This is a genomic window from Synechococcus sp. CBW1107 (assembly GCF_015841355.1).
GTDB lineage: Bacteria > Cyanobacteriota > Cyanobacteriia > PCC-6307 > Cyanobiaceae > Regnicoccus_A.
The window spans coordinates 1,128,447-1,145,254 of record NZ_CP064908.1 but is presented as its reverse complement, the minus strand read 5'-3'; the positions used below and the strand labels follow the sequence as shown (position 1 = coordinate 1,145,254).

The 16,808-nt window shown below is 69.8% G+C and carries 21 protein-coding genes; 10 read left to right on the top strand and 11 right to left on the bottom strand.

The genetic code is table 11. The annotated features are described in order from the left end of the window. The first annotated feature begins 47 nt into the window (after positions 1 to 47). Together pth and I1E95_RS06115 are read left to right on the top strand one after the other, a co-directional pair. Entirely contained in the window at positions 48 to 674 is a 627-nt protein-coding gene (pth, locus tag I1E95_RS06120) for an aminoacyl-tRNA hydrolase (protein ID WP_197166310.1), read from the top strand. A 36-nt stretch (positions 675 to 710) separates the two neighbouring features. Beyond that, the gene (locus I1E95_RS06115) at positions 711 to 968 is read left to right on the top strand and encodes a DUF3146 family protein (protein ID WP_006172412.1); all 258 of its coding nucleotides are present in this window, start codon (positions 711 to 713) and stop codon (positions 966 to 968) included. Between the two features lie 7 nt (positions 969 to 975). Here the strand turns inward: I1E95_RS06115 and I1E95_RS06110 are convergent, their stop codons facing one another. From I1E95_RS06110 to ntcA, 3 genes are read right to left on the bottom strand one after another with little or no spacing between them, the layout of a single operon-like run. Beyond that, entirely contained in the window at positions 976 to 1,425 is a 450-nt protein-coding gene (locus tag I1E95_RS06110; protein ID WP_197166309.1) for a resolvase, read from the bottom strand. Continuing rightward, positions 1,422 to 2,669, bottom strand: a complete 1,248-nt coding sequence (locus tag I1E95_RS06105) for a DUF3084 domain-containing protein (RefSeq protein ID WP_197166308.1) — start codon at positions 2,667 to 2,669, stop codon at positions 1,422 to 1,424. The genes I1E95_RS06110 and I1E95_RS06105 overlap by 4 nt, the downstream gene beginning before the upstream one ends. 45 nt (positions 2,670 to 2,714) lie before the next feature. Beyond that, on the bottom strand, positions 2,715 to 3,443 hold the full coding sequence (gene ntcA, locus I1E95_RS06100) for a global nitrogen regulator NtcA (protein ID WP_197166307.1): 729 nt from the start codon (positions 3,441 to 3,443) through the stop codon (positions 2,715 to 2,717). A gap of 206 nt (positions 3,444 to 3,649) precedes the next feature. Between ntcA and I1E95_RS06095 the strand changes: the two genes are divergently transcribed. Continuing rightward, positions 3,650 to 4,243: a cob(I)yrinic acid a,c-diamide adenosyltransferase gene (locus I1E95_RS06095; RefSeq protein WP_197166306.1), complete on the top strand. Its 594-nt coding sequence runs from the start codon at positions 3,650 to 3,652 to the stop codon at positions 4,241 to 4,243. Further along, positions 4,237 to 4,830, top strand: coding sequence for a dCTP deaminase (gene dcd, locus I1E95_RS06090; RefSeq protein ID WP_197166304.1), 594 nt, complete (start codon positions 4,237 to 4,239; stop codon positions 4,828 to 4,830). The genes I1E95_RS06095 and dcd overlap by 7 nt, the downstream gene beginning before the upstream one ends. Before the next feature lie 18 nt (positions 4,831 to 4,848). Here dcd and I1E95_RS06085 read toward each other — a convergent pair whose 3' ends face one another. The 3 genes from I1E95_RS06085 to I1E95_RS06075 are packed head-to-tail and all read right to left on the bottom strand — an operon-like array spanning position 4,849 to position 6,601. Further along, positions 4,849 to 5,223, bottom strand: coding sequence for a hypothetical protein (locus tag I1E95_RS06085; protein ID WP_197166303.1), 375 nt, complete (start codon positions 5,221 to 5,223; stop codon positions 4,849 to 4,851). Between the two features lie 37 nt (positions 5,224 to 5,260). Beyond that, complete coding sequence (thyX, locus tag I1E95_RS06080) at positions 5,261 to 5,983, bottom strand: FAD-dependent thymidylate synthase (protein WP_197166301.1); 723 nt, start codon at positions 5,981 to 5,983, stop codon at positions 5,261 to 5,263. 33 nt (positions 5,984 to 6,016) lie between these two features. Beyond that, positions 6,017 to 6,601 (bottom strand): thioredoxin domain-containing protein, encoded by a 585-nt coding sequence (locus I1E95_RS06075; RefSeq protein WP_197166300.1) that lies wholly within the window; start codon positions 6,599 to 6,601, stop codon positions 6,017 to 6,019. Between the two features lie 120 nt (positions 6,602 to 6,721). On the opposite strand from I1E95_RS06075, the gene I1E95_RS06070 reads away from it, so the two are divergent. Together I1E95_RS06070 and I1E95_RS06065 are read left to right on the top strand one after the other, a co-directional pair. After that, positions 6,722 to 7,135, top strand: a complete 414-nt coding sequence (locus I1E95_RS06070) for an NIL domain-containing protein (protein WP_197166298.1) — start codon at positions 6,722 to 6,724, stop codon at positions 7,133 to 7,135. Then, the gene (locus I1E95_RS06065) at positions 7,132 to 7,653 is read left to right on the top strand and encodes a hypothetical protein (protein WP_197166296.1); all 522 of its coding nucleotides are present in this window, start codon (positions 7,132 to 7,134) and stop codon (positions 7,651 to 7,653) included. Before I1E95_RS06070 ends, I1E95_RS06065 begins: the two co-directional genes overlap by 4 nt. Positions 7,654 to 7,660: 7 nt before the next feature. Here I1E95_RS06065 and I1E95_RS06060 read toward each other — a convergent pair whose 3' ends face one another. Beyond that, the gene (locus I1E95_RS06060) at positions 7,661 to 9,670 is read right to left on the bottom strand and encodes a lytic transglycosylase domain-containing protein (protein ID WP_231594897.1); all 2,010 of its coding nucleotides are present in this window, start codon (positions 9,668 to 9,670) and stop codon (positions 7,661 to 7,663) included. 64 nt (positions 9,671 to 9,734) lie between these two features. On the opposite strand from I1E95_RS06060, the gene I1E95_RS06055 reads away from it, so the two are divergent. Both I1E95_RS06055 and glmM read left to right on the top strand, forming a co-directional pair. Continuing rightward, complete coding sequence (locus tag I1E95_RS06055) at positions 9,735 to 9,947, top strand: hypothetical protein (RefSeq protein WP_197166294.1); 213 nt, start codon at positions 9,735 to 9,737, stop codon at positions 9,945 to 9,947. An 83-nt stretch (positions 9,948 to 10,030) separates the two neighbouring features. Beyond that, positions 10,031 to 11,440 (top strand): phosphoglucosamine mutase, encoded by a 1,410-nt coding sequence (gene glmM, locus I1E95_RS06050; protein ID WP_197167168.1) that lies wholly within the window; start codon positions 10,031 to 10,033, stop codon positions 11,438 to 11,440. Here glmM and I1E95_RS06045 read toward each other — a convergent pair. From I1E95_RS06045 to I1E95_RS06030, 4 genes are read right to left on the bottom strand one after another with little or no spacing between them, the layout of a single operon-like run. Continuing rightward, a complete protein-coding gene (locus tag I1E95_RS06045) occupies positions 11,427 to 12,434 on the bottom strand; it encodes an N-acetylglucosamine kinase (protein WP_197166292.1) in 1,008 nt (335 codons plus the stop codon). The genes glmM and I1E95_RS06045 overlap by 14 nt on opposite strands. Further along, positions 12,427 to 13,770: an IctB family putative bicarbonate transporter gene (locus I1E95_RS06040; protein ID WP_197166290.1), complete on the bottom strand. Its 1,344-nt coding sequence runs from the start codon at positions 13,768 to 13,770 to the stop codon at positions 12,427 to 12,429. The genes I1E95_RS06045 and I1E95_RS06040 overlap by 8 nt, the downstream gene beginning before the upstream one ends. Next, positions 13,770 to 14,483, bottom strand: a complete 714-nt coding sequence (trmB, locus tag I1E95_RS06035) for a tRNA (guanosine(46)-N7)-methyltransferase TrmB (RefSeq protein ID WP_231594896.1) — start codon at positions 14,481 to 14,483, stop codon at positions 13,770 to 13,772. Before trmB ends, I1E95_RS06040 begins: the two co-directional genes overlap by 1 nt. Before the next feature lie 3 nt (positions 14,484 to 14,486). Further along, entirely contained in the window at positions 14,487 to 15,797 is a 1,311-nt protein-coding gene (locus I1E95_RS06030; RefSeq protein ID WP_197166288.1) for an FIST N-terminal domain-containing protein, read from the bottom strand. Between the two features lie 58 nt (positions 15,798 to 15,855). Between I1E95_RS06030 and I1E95_RS06025 the strand changes: the two genes are divergently transcribed. Together I1E95_RS06025 and I1E95_RS06020 are read left to right on the top strand one after the other, a co-directional pair. Continuing rightward, positions 15,856 to 16,470, top strand: coding sequence for a DUF3177 family protein (locus I1E95_RS06025; protein WP_197166287.1), 615 nt, complete (start codon positions 15,856 to 15,858; stop codon positions 16,468 to 16,470). Beyond that, positions 16,470 to 16,790: a hypothetical protein gene (locus I1E95_RS06020; protein ID WP_197166286.1), complete on the top strand. Its 321-nt coding sequence runs from the start codon at positions 16,470 to 16,472 to the stop codon at positions 16,788 to 16,790. The genes I1E95_RS06025 and I1E95_RS06020 overlap by 1 nt, the downstream gene beginning before the upstream one ends. The last annotated feature ends 18 nt before the right edge of the window (positions 16,791 to 16,808 follow it).

Below are 16,808 nucleotides of genomic sequence, written 5' to 3'. Positions count from 1 at the left end.
TTGGTGCTGCAGTCCGTTGCCTGCCTGTGCCTCGGCGGGCACCCGCGATGAGTTCCACAGCCGCACCCTCTGCCGACCTGCAGTTGCTGGTCGGGCTCGGCAATCCCGGTGAGAAGTACGCCCAGACCCGCCACAATGTGGGCTTCATGGTCCTGGATCAGCTCGCCCGGCGGGACGGTGCCTCGTTCCGGGCGAACGGCAAGCTGCATGGAACCATCGCTGATCTCGGCCAGGGCTCCGATCGCTTGCGACTGCTCAAGCCCAGCACGTACATGAACGAGAGTGGCCGTTCGATCAGGGCCACGCTCGACTGGTTCGGGCTCCGCCCCGATCAGATGCTGGTGCTGGTGGACGACATGGACCTGCCCCTGGGGCGCCTGCGCCTGCGCCGTTCCGGCAGTGCCGGCGGCCACAACGGCTTGCGCAGCACCATCAACCATCTGGGCAGCCAGGATTTCGCCCGTTTGCGCATCGGCATCGGCGCGCCGGCGCTGGACCCGGCTCTGCGCAGAGCCCGTACGATTTCCCATGTGCTGGGCCGCTTCGAGGCTGACGAGCTGCCGTTGCTGCAGCAGGTGCTGACCGAAGTGCTTGACGGTGTCGGATTCATCCGCCGCTGGGGTTACGAGAGGGCCGGCACCCGTCTGAACAGCTTTAAGCCCAACCCTCTCTGACGCTGACTTCGTTCTGCCGCCCCGTGCCCTGATCCCTTGAGCCGCCTGCCCGCCACCACCGCCCAGCTGCGGGTGCTGCATCAGAGCTTCAGTCATCAGCTGCTGGAGGGCGAGGTGGCGGCCGGCGGCTTCCACTGGACCTTCCGCTGGGCGTTCGGGCGGGGAGAGCTGACGGTGGAGCCATCCCTGGGTCGTGCCCTGATTCAGGATGCGCTGCTGCGCTTCCTGCTCCAGGTTGATTATCAGCTCGAACCGGGCGGCGACTATGCCTTCACCGTGCGGGCCAAGTTCTAGGGCTGTTTCAGCGTGTCTCCGGCGCCGCTGCCAGGGGGTGACCCAGCAGGCGCTCCAGCAGCAGCTGGGCCACCACGTCATCCCAGTCGCGGGGTGGTTGCCGCAGGCCCTGGGGCAACAGGCGACGCCAGCCGCGGGCCGGGTGGAGTTCAAAGAAGCGTGCCCTCGCGGCCAGGGTTGACCCGTGCTCCTCCACCAGCAGCACGGGCGCCAGCGGCTCCAGCCGTTGCCGCCAGCTGGCGCTGCCGGTGCCATTGCCGAGGATCACAGCCTCCACATCCCCTTGCAGCAGCCAGCCTTCCAGGCGCCTCCAGGCCTGCTCAGGAGGGATCACCAGGGCTTCGAGCAGCTGCTTCCGGCTCCGGTCTGTGCGCACCAGGCCGCACTTGCTGCGCCCAGGGTCGAGCCCCGCCAGGGCACCCTGGATGGGAAGACCCGGTGCTGCTGGGCGCGTCATGGCTGCCCCCGCCCAGGCCCCTGCCGCTCCGGCCGTGGCTCGCCTGGGGCTTCGCTCAGGCGCAGGTCGAGCACCAGCGGATCGGGGGTCTCGGCGTCACGGACGGCCACGGCCTCGAGGGTCACGGTCTGCCCGGGGGGGCGCTCGCTCAGTTCCCGCCCCAGCCGGTTGAAGGCCGCCACGTCGAACTGAACACCGTCGGCGATCGAGCCCTGGCGCTGGGCCTTGGCGAAGGAGGCCGCCAGCAGCAGGTTGAGGCGGTTGCGGACCTGCTCGCTGGAGCGTTCATCGCCCTCCAGCACGGTGGAGGCCATCAGATCTCCCTTGCGCAGCACCTGGCGGTTAGGCCTGAGGTCGGGGAAGCCCAGCACCTGGTCCTCGCCCCGCAGCACGTTCGCGGCCGAGAGGATGCTCACCACCCAGGGCCCGCCCCTGGAGATGCGAGATTCGAGGGTGGCGATGTCCTGGCGGGGCACCAGCAGGATCTGGCGGTTGGGGGTTTCTGAGGGCAGCACCCGCTGGAAGGCATTCAGATTGGCCTGACGCAGCAGTGCCACGACCGCGGCGTTGGCTTCGGTTGCGTTGCGGGGGTTCACCTTGGCGCTGGCCAGGGGTTGTCCGCTGCTGATCACCACATCGCCGCGGCGCAGCGCGATCAGTTTCTCCTCCAGTCCCTTGAGTTCTGTTTCGCCGGCCGTGATCAGGCCGCGCACCCGGGCCAGCTCCGTTTCGGTTTTGCGGATGTCCTGGTCCCTGGCGCGGATGTCCCGGTTGAGGCGGTCGCGCTGGACCAGCAGGTCCTGGCGCTGAGCCAGCAGGGGCTTGAGTTCGCCGCGCAACTGGCGCGTCTGGATCTCAGCGGCGGTGAGCTGACGCCTGGTCTGCTCCCGATCGCGGCGCGCCCGCTGCAGCGCCGCTTCCACCCTGGCCTGCTCCTGGCGGCTGCGTCGCAGGTTCTGCTCACTGCGGCGCAGGGTGGTGCGGCTGTCGAGCAGCCTGGCCTGCAGGGCATCGAGTTCGAACAGTCCAACGCGCAGGCGCTCGCTCACCGCCAGCATCAGTCCGAGGGAGACGGCGCTGATGAGGCTGCCTGTGAGGACCGTGATCAGCACGGCCGTCTTGCGTGGCCGCAGGTTGAACAGACTGAGTCTGGCCTTCCCCACCCGGCTGCCCAGCCGATCCCCCAGGGTGGCCAACACCCCCCCGAGAGCCAGAAGGGCCAGAATCAGCAGCCAGCCGGACACAGCACCGTGCGGGAAGGTCCAGTATCAACCGCGGTCGCAACCGGTTCAGCTGAAGCGCTTGGCCAGGGCCACCGGATCGAAGACCGTGATTTTCTTGCGATCGATCTGCACCAGTCCTGCCTGGCGCAGATCGCCCAGCAGACGGGTGATCGTCACCCGTGTCGAGCCGATGGCCTCGGCGATCGCCTGATGGGAGAGGCGAAGGTCGATCGTGATGCCTTCGCTCCCGGGCACTCCGAAATCACGGCAGAGCACCAGCAGGAAACTCACCAGCCTTGACGACATGTCCCGGTGTGTGAGGGTCTCGATCATCGTCTCGGTCTGCAGGATCCGCGAGGAGAGGCCTTGCAGGAGGAGCAGGCCCACGCTGGAGTCCTGCTCGATGGCCCGCCGCACCGAACCCGCCGGGGCCGCCACCAGTTCCACCCGGGTGAAGGCCACCGCGTGGTAGAAGCGATCCGAACGCTGACCCGTGAGCAGGGAAAGCACCCCGAACAGGCTGTTTTCCCTCAGCAGGGCCACGGTGATTTCTTCACCCGATTCGTACACCCGCGAGAGACGCACGGCCCCCCGGCGCAGCAGATAGACCCGCTCAGCCGGATCACCGGGAAAGAAGATCGTCTTACCCCGCTCAACGGTTTCGATCACGCAGCCGCTCAGGCCGCGCATCACATCAAGGAGCGTGCTCGCTCCGCTCGCGGCCGCGGCGAGGCCCACGGGAGCTGGTGTCGCTGGGCCGCCCGTGCGACTGAATCCGCGCATCGCGCCAACCATGTTTCGGCGGAGCAGGTGTGAGATGGACGGTAAGGATCGCCCATGGCGAGCCCTGTAGTCACCGACACTAATGAATTGCATCCACACAGGTCCGGCCGGGCTTCGCCCATGGGTGCAGTACGGGTGTTCGCGCTAGGGATGGTGGCTCAGCCTTGCTGGCGGCCAGGACACCGCTACATTCGGGTTCGGCTTCCCTTGGGGTGTTGATGACGGCCAGCCTGCGCAATGCCTCCGCCGAGTCGCGTCATCCCGTGCGCGCCGCCGGGACGTCCCGGCCGCTGCCGCCCCGCTCCCGGCCGCTGCCCGCGAGGCCCGAAGGTCTGCTTCAGGTGCACACCGCCTCGTTCCGCGGCAGTTTCGACGGGGTGTTCAGCCAGGCCCTGCGCAGTGCGGGACTGGGCAGCCGGGTGCTGATCAGTCAGTTCCTCAAGGGGGGGGTCGACCAGGGGCCTGAGCACAGCCTCAGGCTCTGTGGCCGGTTGCAGTGGTTGCGCCCGGCCGTGCCCTCCTGTCTCACCCAGCCTGCAGACCTGGAGCCGGAACCCGTGCATGCCGCCGTGCGGGAGGTGTGGGCCTTCAGCCGCGACCAGTTGCTGGGGGCCGCCGTGGAGCTGATGGTGCTCGATGAACTGGGACTGGCGATCGAGCTGGGTTTTCTCGCCGCTGAGGAGGTGATCAGCACCCTGGAGCAACGGCCAGCCCACCTGGATGTGATCCTCACAGGACCGTCCATCCCCCTGGAACTGCTGGCCATGGCCGATCAGGTCACCCAGCTGCGGCGGGGAGGTGCCCCATGCTGAAGAACGACCGCTGGATCAATGCCCTGGCCGCGGAAGGGATGATCCAGCCCTTTCAGCCCACCCTGGTGAGGCATCTGGAGCCGGAGACCGCCACCCGGCCGGTGCTGAGCTTCGGCTGTTCCTCCTACGGCTACGACCTGCGCCTCTCGCCGCGGGAGTTTCTGATCTTCCGCCATGTGCCCGGCACGGTGATGAACCCGAAGCGGTTCAATCCCGGCAACCTGGAGCCCGCCCCCCTCCACCATGACGAGGATGGGGAGTACTTCATCCTGCCGGCCCATTCCTACGGCCTCGGCGTGGCCCTGGAGAAGCTGAAGGTTCCGCCGACGATCACCGTGATCTGCCTGGGCAAGAGCACCTACGCCCGGCTGGGCATCATCGTGAACACCACGCCGGCGGAGGCCGGCTGGGAGGGGCATCTCACCCTCGAATTCAGCAATTCATCCGGTGCGGACTGCCGGATCTACGCGAATGAGGGCATCACCCAGTTGCTGTTCTTCGAAGGAGATCCCTGTGACACCACCTACCAGGATCGCGCCGGCAAGTATCAGCATCAGCCGGAGCGCGTGACTCTGGCCAGGGTCTGACCCTGGCCAAGGCCTGACTCAGGGCATCCCCATGGCCCGGCGCACCTGGCCGATGCAGGGGAGCCCGCTCGGGCAGAGGCGGATCACACGGCTGTTCACCACGAAGTGGGTTTCGGCGCCCGGTTCGCCTGGACCGCTTCTCGCCACAGAAGCCGGCGCTATCGGTGTGGAGCTCCGGACGGCCGACGGGCCTGCGAAGGAGTCGCCGCTGCTGCCGGCGCCAAGGCCCTGGATCCTCCCCTCCACCGAGCGCAGCAGGTTGGTGTAGCCCGGAGCGGAGGCTCCCTGCAGTGTTCCCTGGATCGCCGCCGCCCCCATCGCGTCGATCAGCATCTGGCCGTGAGCCGCCGGTGCGATCAGCAACAGAAGCAGCAGCAGAGGAAGCGGTGGCATGGCAGGGCTGGCTGAGGGGCTTCCAGGCACAGGTCGGTCAGGGGGCCAGGCGCGCTTTGTGCAGGCGGGCGCGGCTGTACCAGGCGGCGATCTCTGGAGCCCACGACTCCAGATGGGGCCACATCAGATCACAGAGCTGGCGGATCTCCAGCTGCGCATCCAGCTTGGCGCGCAGGTCCAGAAAATGCAGGAAGGCCCTCAGACTGAAGCTCACCACGAAGTGCTGGCGGTAATCGAAGGGGAGGATGCCGCGGGCATGTTCCTCGGCGAAGCCGGCGGCCAGCAGGTCGCGGTAGCGCATCGCAGCCTGGCGGCAGAGCTCCAGGTCCAGTCCTCGCTGGATCTCGTCGTAGCTGTACTTCTTGCCCTGGCGGTCGCTGTAATCGCCGATCGGGCGCAGATAGAACACCTCCTCGAGATCGAGGCTGCCATCGGCGGCTTTGCAGATGCGATCGCCGGTGTAGCGCATGGATTGCACATCGAAACTCACCCCCACCCGGTGGGTGCGGGCCTGCTGCATCACGGAGTGGGGAAACCAGCCAACGTTGAGCACGATCTGGGCATGCTCCAGCGGGCCGTAATGGCCGCGTTCGCCGGAGAGCAGGCGCTTGACGCAGATCTCGCCCGCCGTGCGTTCATCGGGCCACTCGGCGCGGTCAGCCGCGACGAACCCCTCGCTGTAGTCCTGGTGCATGGCGGCATAGACGCACTGCTGGGGGTTGGGAGTGGCGGCGATCAGCTCGACCCGGAAACGGTCCATGGGGCTGCGGGCAGGGGAGAGGTGGCGGTGGAGTCAGGCGTGGCTGCGGGGGCCGGCCTGGGCCTGGGCTGGTGTGGTCGGACCCGTGCCCGGCCCCTCTCCGCCCGTCAGGGGCGAGAGGCTGCCAACGCCCGCCAGCGGGGGAAGGGGAGTCTCTTCGATCAGAGCGGTCATGATCGAGGCCAGCTCGGGGCGGCTGCGGGCCCCCAGGGAGCGGCCGATCGCGTGGCCGCCACGGTCGAAAAGCTCCAGCTGCGGGATGCCGTTCACCGCGTAGCGATCGATTTCCGGGCTCCAGCGGGGATTGTCCACATTCAGCAGCACCACGTTGAGGTCGCCGCGGTGTTCGCTCTCGAGGGCCGCCATCGCCGGGGCCATCGAGCGGCAGGCCTCACACCAGTCGGCGTAGAACTCCACGACCGTCGGCCGACCGCTGGCGAGGGCCAGCGGCAACTCCGGCGAACGCCGGGCCAGCTGCTCCAGCGGCGCCTGGGGCTGCAGGCCCCCGCGCAACCAGAAGAGCAGCAGCGCCAGGGCGGCGGCGATGGCGGCCAGCACCATCCGCTCGCGCCGACCCAGGGGGGAGCTGGCTTCAGCCGCGGGGTCGGGCAGAGTCATCGAGGCGTGGATGGGACCTGAAGCGTTGGCACTCTGGCAGTTCTGGCGGGACTGCCGGGATCCCTGCCCGGAACCCCGTCTGGAAAGGCTCGATAGCATTGGTGTCCTCTCCAGGCTGCGGTGAAGCGTCGCCTCACCATCCACTTCCCGCGCGAAACGGTGCATCACCCGATCACCTACCGGCTTGCCGTGGATTTCGACATCGCCGCCAAGATCCTGCGGGCCCAGATCGCCCCCAACCAGAGCGGCACCATGGTGGTGGAGCTCTCGGGCGACATCGACGAACTCGATGCCGCCGAGCAGTGGCTGGAGGATCTGGGTCTGGGTCTTGACCGCGCTCCCGGAGAGATCCGCATCGACCGCGGCCGTTGCGTCGATTGCGGCATCTGCTCCAGCGTCTGCCCCAGCGGTGCCCTGCGCAGCCGTCCGCCGGCCTGGCGACTGGAATTCCGAGCCCAGCACTGTCTGGTCTGTGAGCAGTGCATCCCCAGCTGCCCCGTGGACGCCATCGAGCTGGTGCTGGAGGCCCGATGAGCGGCGTGGTCGGCGGCATCCTGCGCCTGGCCCTGCTGCCCCTGCGGGCGCCGTTCCTGCTCGTGCTCCTGCTGGTGAGCGTCTACCTGGGCGTCCATTGGGTGGTGAATGCTCCGATCCAGGACCTGGTGCACCCTGAGCGCGATCCGGTCCACGGTGTGTACTGGGCCATGGAATGCCTGCAGGCCACGGTGGTGGTTGTGGTGGCTTCGGTCCCCAATCTGTTCGTGAGTCAGCTCTCGGTGCTGATGGCGGCCAGTCGGGTGATCACCCTCATCGTCAGCCTGTTGCTGGCCACCATCGGCGGCCTCTATCTCCTGCATCTCAGTGCCCTCGCCGATGTCTTGATCCTGGCCGCGGCGGTCTTGCTCGCCCGTCTGGATCTCACCCGGATCCGTGTGGTGCCTTCACCCCTGTTCACGGCCTTCGCGCTCTCGGGATATGTGATGCTCGGGGTCTGGATCGGCCGTCGGTTGAAGCTGGAAGGCCTGCTGGGAACGCTGACGGGGACCTCCTGAGACGGTTTCAACAGCTTCGCCTGGGCTTCTCCTGGTAGCCCCAGAGATTGCCCAGGACCTTCTTGACGTAGAGACGGGTTTCCGGATAGGGGATCGCCTCCACCCAGAGCTCCGGGCTGCTCTTGACCCTGGCGTCGCGCCAGCCTGCCACCGCCCCCGGCCCCGCGTTGTAGCTGGCGATCGCCAGGAAGGGATCGCCCTGCCAGAGGCTGAGCAGCTGACTGAGGTACCTCGCCCCCAGCTCGGCGTTGAAGGCGGGCTCGCGCAGCTGATCGCCGCTGACCGCGCCACCCGCCAGCTCCGCCGCCGTCTCCGGCATCAGTTGCAGGAGGCCGATGGCCCCCGCCACCGATCCCACTCCGGGGGTGAAGCGTGATTCCTGTCTGGCCACGGCGAGCAGCAGGGTGGGATCCAATCCATGGCGGGCCGCCGCCGTGCTGAAGGCTTCGCCGTGGCGAACAGGCAGCAGGGCCCGCTGCAGGGGCAGGGTGGTCGGGCAATCGCCTCCGGCCCAGCGCAGACTGGCTTCATCCAGCTGGCCGAGGCCGGTCCAGTCGTCGCCGACCCCCTGCCGCAGCCGCCCCTCCAGGGTCAGGTCCTGGGGGGAACCGGGGGTGGCCGACGGGCGCTGCTGCCGCCAGTGCTCCCAGGCCTCCAGGTTCAGCGCCAGGCGCCAGAGCCGGTCGAGGTCGGGCTGACCGCTCTCCAGGGGGCGCCAGCGTTCAGACGCCAGAGGGATGGGTCCGCTGGCGGTCAGCCGCAGTTCGGGCCGTTCGCCCAGCTGCACCCGGCTGCGCCAGGCGTAATAGCTCCAGGGCAGGCGCTGCAGCACCGCCTGCCAGCTACGGCGGGCGGCATCACGCTGCCCCAGCTGGTGCTGGGCCATGCCCAGCCAGAACAGCTGGCGCACCGCCAGGGGCGGCGGCAGGGTGGCGGCTGGCAGGGCCTCGAGGAGTGCCAGGGCTTCGGCCGTTTTCCCCTCCAGCAGGGCAGCGCGGGCCAGATCCCACTGCAGGTCCCAGCTGGCGGGATCCCCGGGCCAGCGCTTCAGCACGGGGCGCCAGTCGCCACCGCCATCCAGCACCAGGCGCGCCTGCACCGGCGCGCTCCGGCGAAGGGGCTCCGGCAGCTGGAGCAACTGGGCTGGGGTGACCGTGGGGGCTGGGGTCTGGGCCAGCACACGCACAGCCTCGAGGGCCTCGGGACGCTGACTGTGGCCCTGGCTCAGGGCCAGCAGGCGCGCCACCCCGGCTTTGGTCTCGCCGGGGCCTCCCCGCAGCAGAACGCGGCCGATCTCCAGCTCCTGGCCGGGCTCGGCCCGCCCCGGTCCCAGGCAGCTCAGGGCCCTGCTGCCATCCCCGAGGCGGGCGAGGCCCTGCGCCAGCGTGCCTCGCTGGGCCGTGCTCAAAGGCGCCGCCGGCTGGGCGCAGATCTGGCGCAGGCGCAGGCCGGCGCCAGGCCAGCGCGGACCCCAGCGGGCGAGATGCAGGGCCCCCTGCTGCCGCTGGGCGGGCTGGGGACCCAGCTCCAGGGCGGCGGCCAGGGCCGCGGGGTGGGCGGGGAACCGGCGCAGCAGCTCCATGCGCTGGTGAGGGTCCTCACGGCCCAGGGAATACAGCGCGTCGGCGCTGGGGGGCGCCTGCGGGAACCGTTGCAGCAGCTCCTTCCACTCGGATGTGGCCGACAGGCCCTGGGCTTCCCGGGCCAGAGCCGCACGCTTCAGCGCCACAGGGGCCAGCGGGCCAGGCCCCCAGCCCTGTCCCTGCAGCAGCCGGCTCTGGCGGGATGGGTCGTCGCTGCTGCCGGCGGGCAGCAGCAGCAGGCTGGCCTCCCGGCGTCGCTCGGGATCGGGATCCCAGCGGCGGATCCTCTCCAGACTGAGAGCCGAGGTCTCGGGGGTGAGCAAAGACCGTTGCAGGAGCAGTTGGCGCCCCAGCAGCAGGAGTGCGGCGCTGCCCGCCACGGTGAGGGCCAGGGTCAGCGGCCCGCGGCGGCCGGCAGGGGACGGGTTCGGCACGGACAGGGCGGGGCAGGCCGCTGGGGCTTTGGCATTCTGGGGTTCGCCTCTCCCGGTTAGGCCTTTGCCGATCACCAGGCCCCGCTGGTCGAGCACCCTCCCCGGCGCCGCCGGGCGGCGCCGGGCTCTTCTGGTGCTCGGCGTGGCGGTGGCGGTCTATCTGCTGCGGCCGCTGGTGCCCCTGCTCTGGCTGCCGGGATGGGTGGTGGGTGGTCTGCTGCTGTGGGCGGTTGTCGAGCTGCTGCGCTGGGCCTGGTGGCCGATGCGCTGGCGCTGAGGCTGGAGCGGGAGAGTTTGGATGCGGGAGCCGTGGTCGTGGCTGCCGATCGGCTTAGCCTGGACCCCTTCCTTCCCCCCCTGATGCTGGAGCTGGCTTCTTCCCCCATCGGTGCTCCCCTCGGGGAGGGTTGCACCGGGTTCGGCACCGACGGCATCCGGGGGCAGGTGGGCAGCCTGATCACACCGCTGCTGGCCCTGCAGATGGGCTACTGGTGCGGTCGGGTGCTGCCGCCGGAGCGCCCCGTCCTGATCGGCATGGACTCCCGCAACAGCGGGCCGATGCTGGCCGCCGCCCTCACCGCCGGTCTGACCGCCGCCGGGCGCGAGGTGTGGAATCTGGGGCTTTGCCCCACTCCCGCCGTGCCCGGCACGATCCGACGGGTCGGTGCTGCCGGTGGCCTGATGGTCTCCGCCAGCCACAATCCCCCCGGCGACAACGGCATCAAGGTCTTCGGGCCCTCCGGCGACAAGATCGACCGAACCCTGCAGGCGGCGATCGAAGCGGGGCTGCGTGGACAGGAGACGGTCACGATCCAGGCCACCGGTCTGAGCGGACCCCGCGGCTGCGGGCCGGCCCATCAGCGGGAGGATCTGCTCGAGGGTTACCGCGAAGCGTTGATCTCCAGCGTTGGCGGGCGGCGCCTCGACGGCTGCCGCATCGTGCTGGATCTCTGCTGGGGCTCAGCCACTGCCTGCGGGGCCTCGGTGTTCAGGGCCCTGGGGGCGGACCTGACTGTCCTGCACGGCGAACCCGATGGACAGCGCATCAACGTGTCCTGCGGGAGCACCCACCTGGAAGCCCTGCGCCAGGCGGTGCTGCAATCGGGTGCCGAGATGGGCTTTGCCTTCGATGGCGATGCCGACCGGATGATGGCGGTGGATGGCAAGGGCCGGGTGGTGGATGGCGACCAGGTCCTCTATCTCTGGGGCGGTGCCCTGCTGGAGAGCGGCGATCTCCCCGGCCGGCTGCTGGTGGCCACCGTCATGTCGAACCTGGGCTTCGAGAGGGCCTGGCAGGCCAGGGGCGGGTTGCTGCAGCGCACCGATGTGGGTGACCAGCACGTGCACGCCGCCATGGAAGCGAGCGGGGCCGGCCTGGGTGGGGAACAGTCGGGTCACATCCTCTCGGCCCAGCACGGCATGAGCGGCGATGGGCTGCTCACCGCCCTGCAGGTGGCCACGCTGATCCACAACGGCGGGTGTTCGCTGGCCGACTGGATGGAAGCCAGTTTCGAGCCTTACCCCCAGGCCCTGGTCAACGTCATCGTTCCCGACAGGAGCAGCCGCCAGCAGTGGCAGCGCTGCGACCCCCTGCGCCAGGCCGTTGAACAGGCCGAGACGGCCATGGCCGGCAGCGGTCGGGTGCTGGTGCGCGCCAGCGGCACCGAACCGCTGCTGCGGGTGATGGTGGAGGCGGCGGAGCAGGAGGCTGTCGATCACTGGTCGTCGCACCTGGCTGCCCTGGCCTCGGCTCACCTCAACCGGAGCTGAGCCCAGCACCGCCTGCCTCCTGCCCCAGCAGCTCTGCGGCCAGCTGCAAGGCCCCCTGGCAGGCATCTCCGCGGGGGGGGACCGGTCGTGCCTGCGGAACGACCAGTTTCAGGCTGCGCTGATACGCCGCATTGAAACGGCTGAGGTGGCCGAGGGCCCCGCCGAGGCCGCAGACGTCGCTGTCTTCGAGCCCCAGGCTCCGGGCCACGCCCGCCACCAGCTGGGCCAGGGCCCTGGCCGAGTGCTCCAGCACCGCGTTGGCGTCGGGATCCTCCGCTTCCGCCAGGGCATCGACCTCCGGGGCCAGGCGAGCGAAGCCGGCGGCTCCGAAGCCTGGATCCACCACCATCGCCTTGATCCGCTGAGGTGTCACGGGGCCGTCCCCCAGGGCGGCCCAGAGGCGGCCGCGAAAGCCGCTGTCGGGCCGGCGTCCGTCGGCCATCTCCAGCGAGAGAGCCAGGGCATCGCGGCCGATGTCGCAGGCGGAGCCTGCGCGATCCAGCAGCCAGCCCCAGCCGCCGCAGCGGTGCTCCTCCCCCCGGCTGTTGCGCCCCAGGGCGATGCAGCCGGTGCCGCTGATCACCACGATGCCCGGGCCCCCTCCGAAGGCTCCATGCAGGGCGGTGCGCTCATCACCGCTCACCAGCACATGCTGCGTGGGCAGGCCGAGGGCGGCGGCGGCGAGGCCTGTGCCGCGCTGCTGCACCGCGCTGCCCTGCTCGATGCCGCTGGCGCCAACGGCGGCCGCCTGGAGTGCTGTGGCCAGGGCATGGACCTCGCCCCTGCTGGCCGCAACGGTGCGGGCCCGCTCAAGGCTGATGCCCAGGGCGGCGCTGAAGCGCTCCTCGCCAGCGGCGGCGGCCAGATGACTCACTCCGGGCCCCTCCCCTTCGGCCAGCACCAGTAGGCTGCCGTCGCCCAGGCGGCGGGCCAGCCGGCAGATGGTGTGGGTCTGGCCGGCATCGAAGCCCGCCAGCAGGACCGGCTCATCCATCCGAGACCGCAGCCGGCAGGCTGGCCAGGCTGGCGAGGCAGAACCAGCCGGTGAGCTGGACCTCCGGGCGGAAGAAGATCGTGTCGGTGAGGCCCTGGACGCAGAGTCCCAGGATTGCCGCCACGGCCCCCAGTGCCGGCAGGGCATGGGGGTGCTCACGCCGCAGCTGGGCCAGGCCCTGGCGCAGGCTGCACTGCAGGAGGCCCAGACCCGCCAGCAGGCCGGGGATGCCCCCCTCCACGGCCAGCTCCAGAGGGATCGAGTAGGCGCTGAGGGCGTTGAACTTCGGCTGCTGGTAGAGCGGATAGATCAGGTTGAAGATCGTGTTGCCGGGGCCGATGCCGAGCCAGGGCCGGTCCTGGATCATCTGCAGCGCCGCCATCCAGACGTTGATGCGGAAGTTGTTGGAGCTGTCCTCCCGGCCTGCCACCAGGCTCAGCACCCGCACGCGCAGGGGCTCGATCTGACTCACGGCGAGCACCAGCACAAGGCCACCCCCGAGCAGCAGCATCAGGGGAAACAGCCGGCGTAGCAGCGGTGACCAGTGGCGGCTGGCCCGCAGAGCCAGCAGCAGGGCCAGGCTGCCCAGGGCCGTCACCATCCCCAGCCAGCCACCACGGCTGTAGGTGAGCAGCAGGGCCACCGCACCGATCAGCAGCGCCGAGAGGGCGTAGAGGCGGGCCATCGGGCGCCGCCAGCGCAGCAGGGCCACCGCCGCCAGGGGCAGGATCGGCAGCAGGTAGCCCGCCAGCAGATTGGGGTTGTCGAGGGTGCTGTAGATGCGCACCGTGCCTTCCGCCACCGAGTTCGGATCCGACCAGCGGGCCAGGGCGGAACTGTCGCCATAGAGCTGGCGGATGCCGATCACCGCCGTGATCAGTTCCCCGCCCAGCAGGGCCGCCACGATCCTGTCCCACCAGGGTGGAGCAGTGGCCAGAAGCTGGCGCATCAGGGCATAGACGCCCAGGTAGCTGAGCAGTTTGAGCAGGCCCTTGGCCGCGGCGGTGGGTACGGGCGAGAAGCCCGTGGCCAGCACCGCCACGGCCAGCATCACCAGCAGCCAGCCGCTGATCGGGCCGATGCGGCCGGCGGGGGTGCACAGGGCCCAGATCAGCCAGAGCAGTCCACTGGCGAGGATCAGCAGGCTCAGCCCGGCCCGGGTGACCAGCGGCAGACCCGCCATCAGAGCGCAGAGCACCAGCCCGGCCAGCAGGGGCAGATTCCTGGCCAGGGGCCCCGCTGACGCCGCGGCGAACAGGCCCTGCCAGCTCAGCAGCCAGGGCACCCGCCGCTCATGTTCCGGTGGGGCGGCGGCGTGGAGGGTGGGGGTGGACATCAGGTGCCGGCGGGGCTGGCCGTCGGATTATGGGTGGCCCCGGCCCATGGCTCCAGGGGCGGCTGGGGAGGGGCGCAGACCCGGCCGCTGCGCCGGTAGAGCACCCGGTACACCGGCAGCCCATGGGCGAGCACGATCCGCTCCCGCTCAGTCGCCACCGGCAGCGGGTTGTCACTCCGCCAGGGGCGCCCGTCCTCCTGGGGACGCAGAAACCAGCCGCTGGCTTCGCTGAGCGCCACCATCGGCTCGATCACCGACTTCACATCGCTCTGCAGAAACAGCTCGCCTCCTTCAGGCAGGGCAGCGGCCAGGGCCTGGAGCAACTCGCTCTGCAGCACCCGTCTCTTGTGGTGCCGGCTCTTGAACCAGGGGTCCGGAAACTGGATCGTCACCAGTTGAAGCCTTCCGGCCGGCAGGCCCCGCAGCCAGCTCAGCAGGCTCACATTGGCGTTGCAGGCGAGGAAGCGCAGATTGCCGCCGCCCTGCGTCTGGCGGTCGCGCTCGGCGGCCTCCACGAGGGGCCGGCGGATCTCGACCCCGAGGAAGTTCCGCTCAGGCTGGAGTGAGGCCATCGCCAGCAGAAAGCGTCCCCGGGCACTACCGATGTCGAGGTGGAGGGGGTGCTCGGGCCGCTCGAACAGCTCGATCAGGGGTGGCAGCACAAGGGGTTGCTGGTGCACCCGCGAGAGGGGGTTGACGTGCTGTCGTACCACCGCTCAAGCCTCCGGCGGCGGTTCCGCTGACGCCGCGGCGTCGGGTCGGGGCACCAGAAAGCCCCAGCTGGCCGTGTAGCCGTGCAGATACGTGCTGCCCCCCACCGGACCGATCTCTCCGTTGCAGAAGGCCCCGGCCACGGGCAGGCCTGGAAACTCCTCCTGGGCAATTCTCACGTCGCCATCGGCTTCGCCGTAGAGCCCCTTGCCCCGGCCCAGGCAGGCGAAGAGCAGGCCCGCCAGGGGGCGCGCGGAGACCATGGCCTGGCTGTGCAGCAACTGACGCAGCTCCTGACGGGACGCGTCGGCATCACGGAGCTGGAACTGCACCTGCTGGCCCACCCGCAGGCGCTCGGCCACCGCCACGGCTCCGTTGCGGGGATCCACCCCGATCAGATTCCTCACGAGAAAGGCCGTGGTCCCGGAGTCTTCGCCCCCCCCCGCAAGGTTGAAGGTGTTGCGCGCCACCCCGAGGAAGAGGGAGTGGCGCACCAGTTCCCGCTCGGCGGGGTTGAGGGTCTGAAGGATCGTCTGCAGGCAGTTCACCGGGGTGTTCTGCTGGTCGCCGCGGCTCAGCTGCAGCACCACATTGCGCTCCGCCTGCTCGATCTCGAACACCGGGCCGATCGGCCGGCAGCCCTGGGCCACCACCGGATCGATGCTCCAGCTGCCGCCGATCAGGCAGCCCACGGCACCGGTCACCACCCGGTCGTCCAGCAGCAGGGATCCATGGCTGGCGCTGTGGGGGCCGGCGATGCCCCCCACCTTGGTCAGGCCCGGAAAGGCGTAATCCAGTCCGCTGATCAGGTCGTTGATGGCCTGGCAGGTGGGGTCCACCAGCAGCAGCATGGAGTCGGCCCGCTCCGGATCGGCCCCCACCCAGTCGATCCAGGCGCGGCTGTCGCCATCGAGATCGGGCAACTGGTCGGTGTCGAGCCCGAACAGCTGCAACTCCGCCCCAGGCAGACGCAGCAGCATCACGCTCAGTGCTGGTTCCTGCTCCACTTCATGGGCCGTGCCGCTGGCGCCGGTGCCCACCACGCCACCGCCGGCGGCGCCAAGCCAGTGGCCAGCCCTCAGACGCGAGCGCAGCAGCGGCAGCAGCCGCGGCAGGTCGCTGGCATAGCTGGTGGAGCAGAACACCAGGGCCAGATCCGCCTCCCCCCGGGCCGCGGCGCCAAAGTTCCTGGCGCTGAGCTGGTCCACCACTTCGCTGACGGCGTCCTCGAGCGACGGCCGGCGTGAGAGCGCCGTGCGGCAGGAAGCCTGCTCATCACCGCGGCGGAGCCAGGAGAACAGGTGAGGCGCAGGCATTGAATGAACCTACTGGTGAAGCATGGCGCGGATAATGGCGCCTTCCCGTACCCAAGCTGTGCCCGAGACGCTGTACCGCACCCTGGTGTGGCTCGACTTCCGTCTGGCGGTGGTCTTCACCCTGGGTCTGCCTCTGGTGCTGCTGGTCTGGGCGGCGTGGCGGCGCGAGGGGGCGTTGCTGCGGCTGATGGGCATCTACTGGAAGGTGGCCAGTCTGCTGGCGATCGCCGTGCTGTTGTTCGTCGACGCCCGGCCCCTGGCCTATCCGCTGATGATCGTGGCGAAACTGCTGATGGTGGCGTCGCTCTGGTTCTGGGTGGATCTGAACGAGGAACTGGCCGATCTGCCCCCCTGGCGGGCCCTGCCGCTCACGCTGCGCAGCTGGCGCTGGGCGCTCACGGCCCTTGGACTGCTGGGGGCTGGTCTTGGTGTGGGCGCCATGGGCTGTGGCCTGGGAGCGGCCGGCAGCACCTTCTGCCAGACCTGGCTCGAGGCCCCGCGGCGCCTGCACGGTGTGGCCGCTCAGGTGTTCTCCTTCGTGTTCGGCGCCGACCTCACCCCCACCCTCACCGCCTTCTTCGGCTACCTGGCGCTGGTGGCGTATGTGGTGGGTCTGCTGCAGTGGATCCTGGTGCGTCTGCCCCGGCAGGGGCGTGTGGCGGGAGGGTTCTGATGACCATCAGCCTCCTCGGCCGGCTCGAAGCGATCAGCCGCGGCCGCCCCGACCGGGTCCTGCGCCTGCGGGGCACCCTCCCGGCGCCTGTGGGTGAAGGGGATGACGGGATCGGCGAGCCGTTCGAACTGTTGATCTTTCGAGGCTTTTCCAGCAGCGTGACCCATCCCACTGACTTCGATCCCGACCAGCCCGCCCTGCCCGAGGGCGCCAGCCTCGAGAGTGCCGAGCTGCTGCAGGGGCCCCTGGATCCCGCTGCTGAACGGATCCTGGTCGGACCTGTCGATCCCGGGCACTTCCTCGATCCAGCCCACTGGTGAGCCGGAGCGTGGCGCCTG

Bases quoted from the DNA above. Each gene is read 5' to 3' on its own strand.
- pth (WP_197166310.1), top strand. From the start codon at position 48: ATGAGTTCCACAGCCGCACCCTCTGCCGACCTGCAGTTGCTGGTCGGG.
- I1E95_RS06040 (WP_197166290.1), bottom strand. From the start codon at position 13,770: ATGTCCACCCCCACCCTCCACGCCGCCGCCCCACCGGAACATGAGCGG.
- I1E95_RS06095 (WP_197166306.1), top strand. From the start codon at position 3,650: ATGACGGCCAGCCTGCGCAATGCCTCCGCCGAGTCGCGTCATCCCGTG.
- I1E95_RS06085 (WP_197166303.1), bottom strand. From the start codon at position 5,223: ATGCCACCGCTTCCTCTGCTGCTGCTTCTGTTGCTGATCGCACCGGCG.
- I1E95_RS06110 (WP_197166309.1), bottom strand. From the start codon at position 1,425: ATGACGCGCCCAGCAGCACCGGGTCTTCCCATCCAGGGTGCCCTGGCG.
- I1E95_RS06065 (WP_197166296.1), top strand. From the start codon at position 7,132: ATGAGCGGCGTGGTCGGCGGCATCCTGCGCCTGGCCCTGCTGCCCCTG.
- I1E95_RS06030 (WP_197166288.1), bottom strand. From the start codon at position 15,797: ATGCCTGCGCCTCACCTGTTCTCCTGGCTCCGCCGCGGTGATGAGCAG.
- glmM (WP_197167168.1), top strand. From the start codon at position 10,031: ATGCTGGAGCTGGCTTCTTCCCCCATCGGTGCTCCCCTCGGGGAGGGT.
- dcd (WP_197166304.1), top strand. From the start codon at position 4,237: ATGCTGAAGAACGACCGCTGGATCAATGCCCTGGCCGCGGAAGGGATG.
- thyX (WP_197166301.1), bottom strand. From the start codon at position 5,983: ATGGACCGTTTCCGGGTCGAGCTGATCGCCGCCACTCCCAACCCCCAG.
- I1E95_RS06045 (WP_197166292.1), bottom strand. From the start codon at position 12,434: ATGGATGAGCCGGTCCTGCTGGCGGGCTTCGATGCCGGCCAGACCCAC.
- I1E95_RS06075 (WP_197166300.1), bottom strand. From the start codon at position 6,601: ATGACTCTGCCCGACCCCGCGGCTGAAGCCAGCTCCCCCCTGGGTCGG.
- I1E95_RS06020 (WP_197166286.1), top strand. From the start codon at position 16,470: ATGACCATCAGCCTCCTCGGCCGGCTCGAAGCGATCAGCCGCGGCCGC.
- ntcA (WP_197166307.1), bottom strand. From the start codon at position 3,443: ATGGTTGGCGCGATGCGCGGATTCAGTCGCACGGGCGGCCCAGCGACA.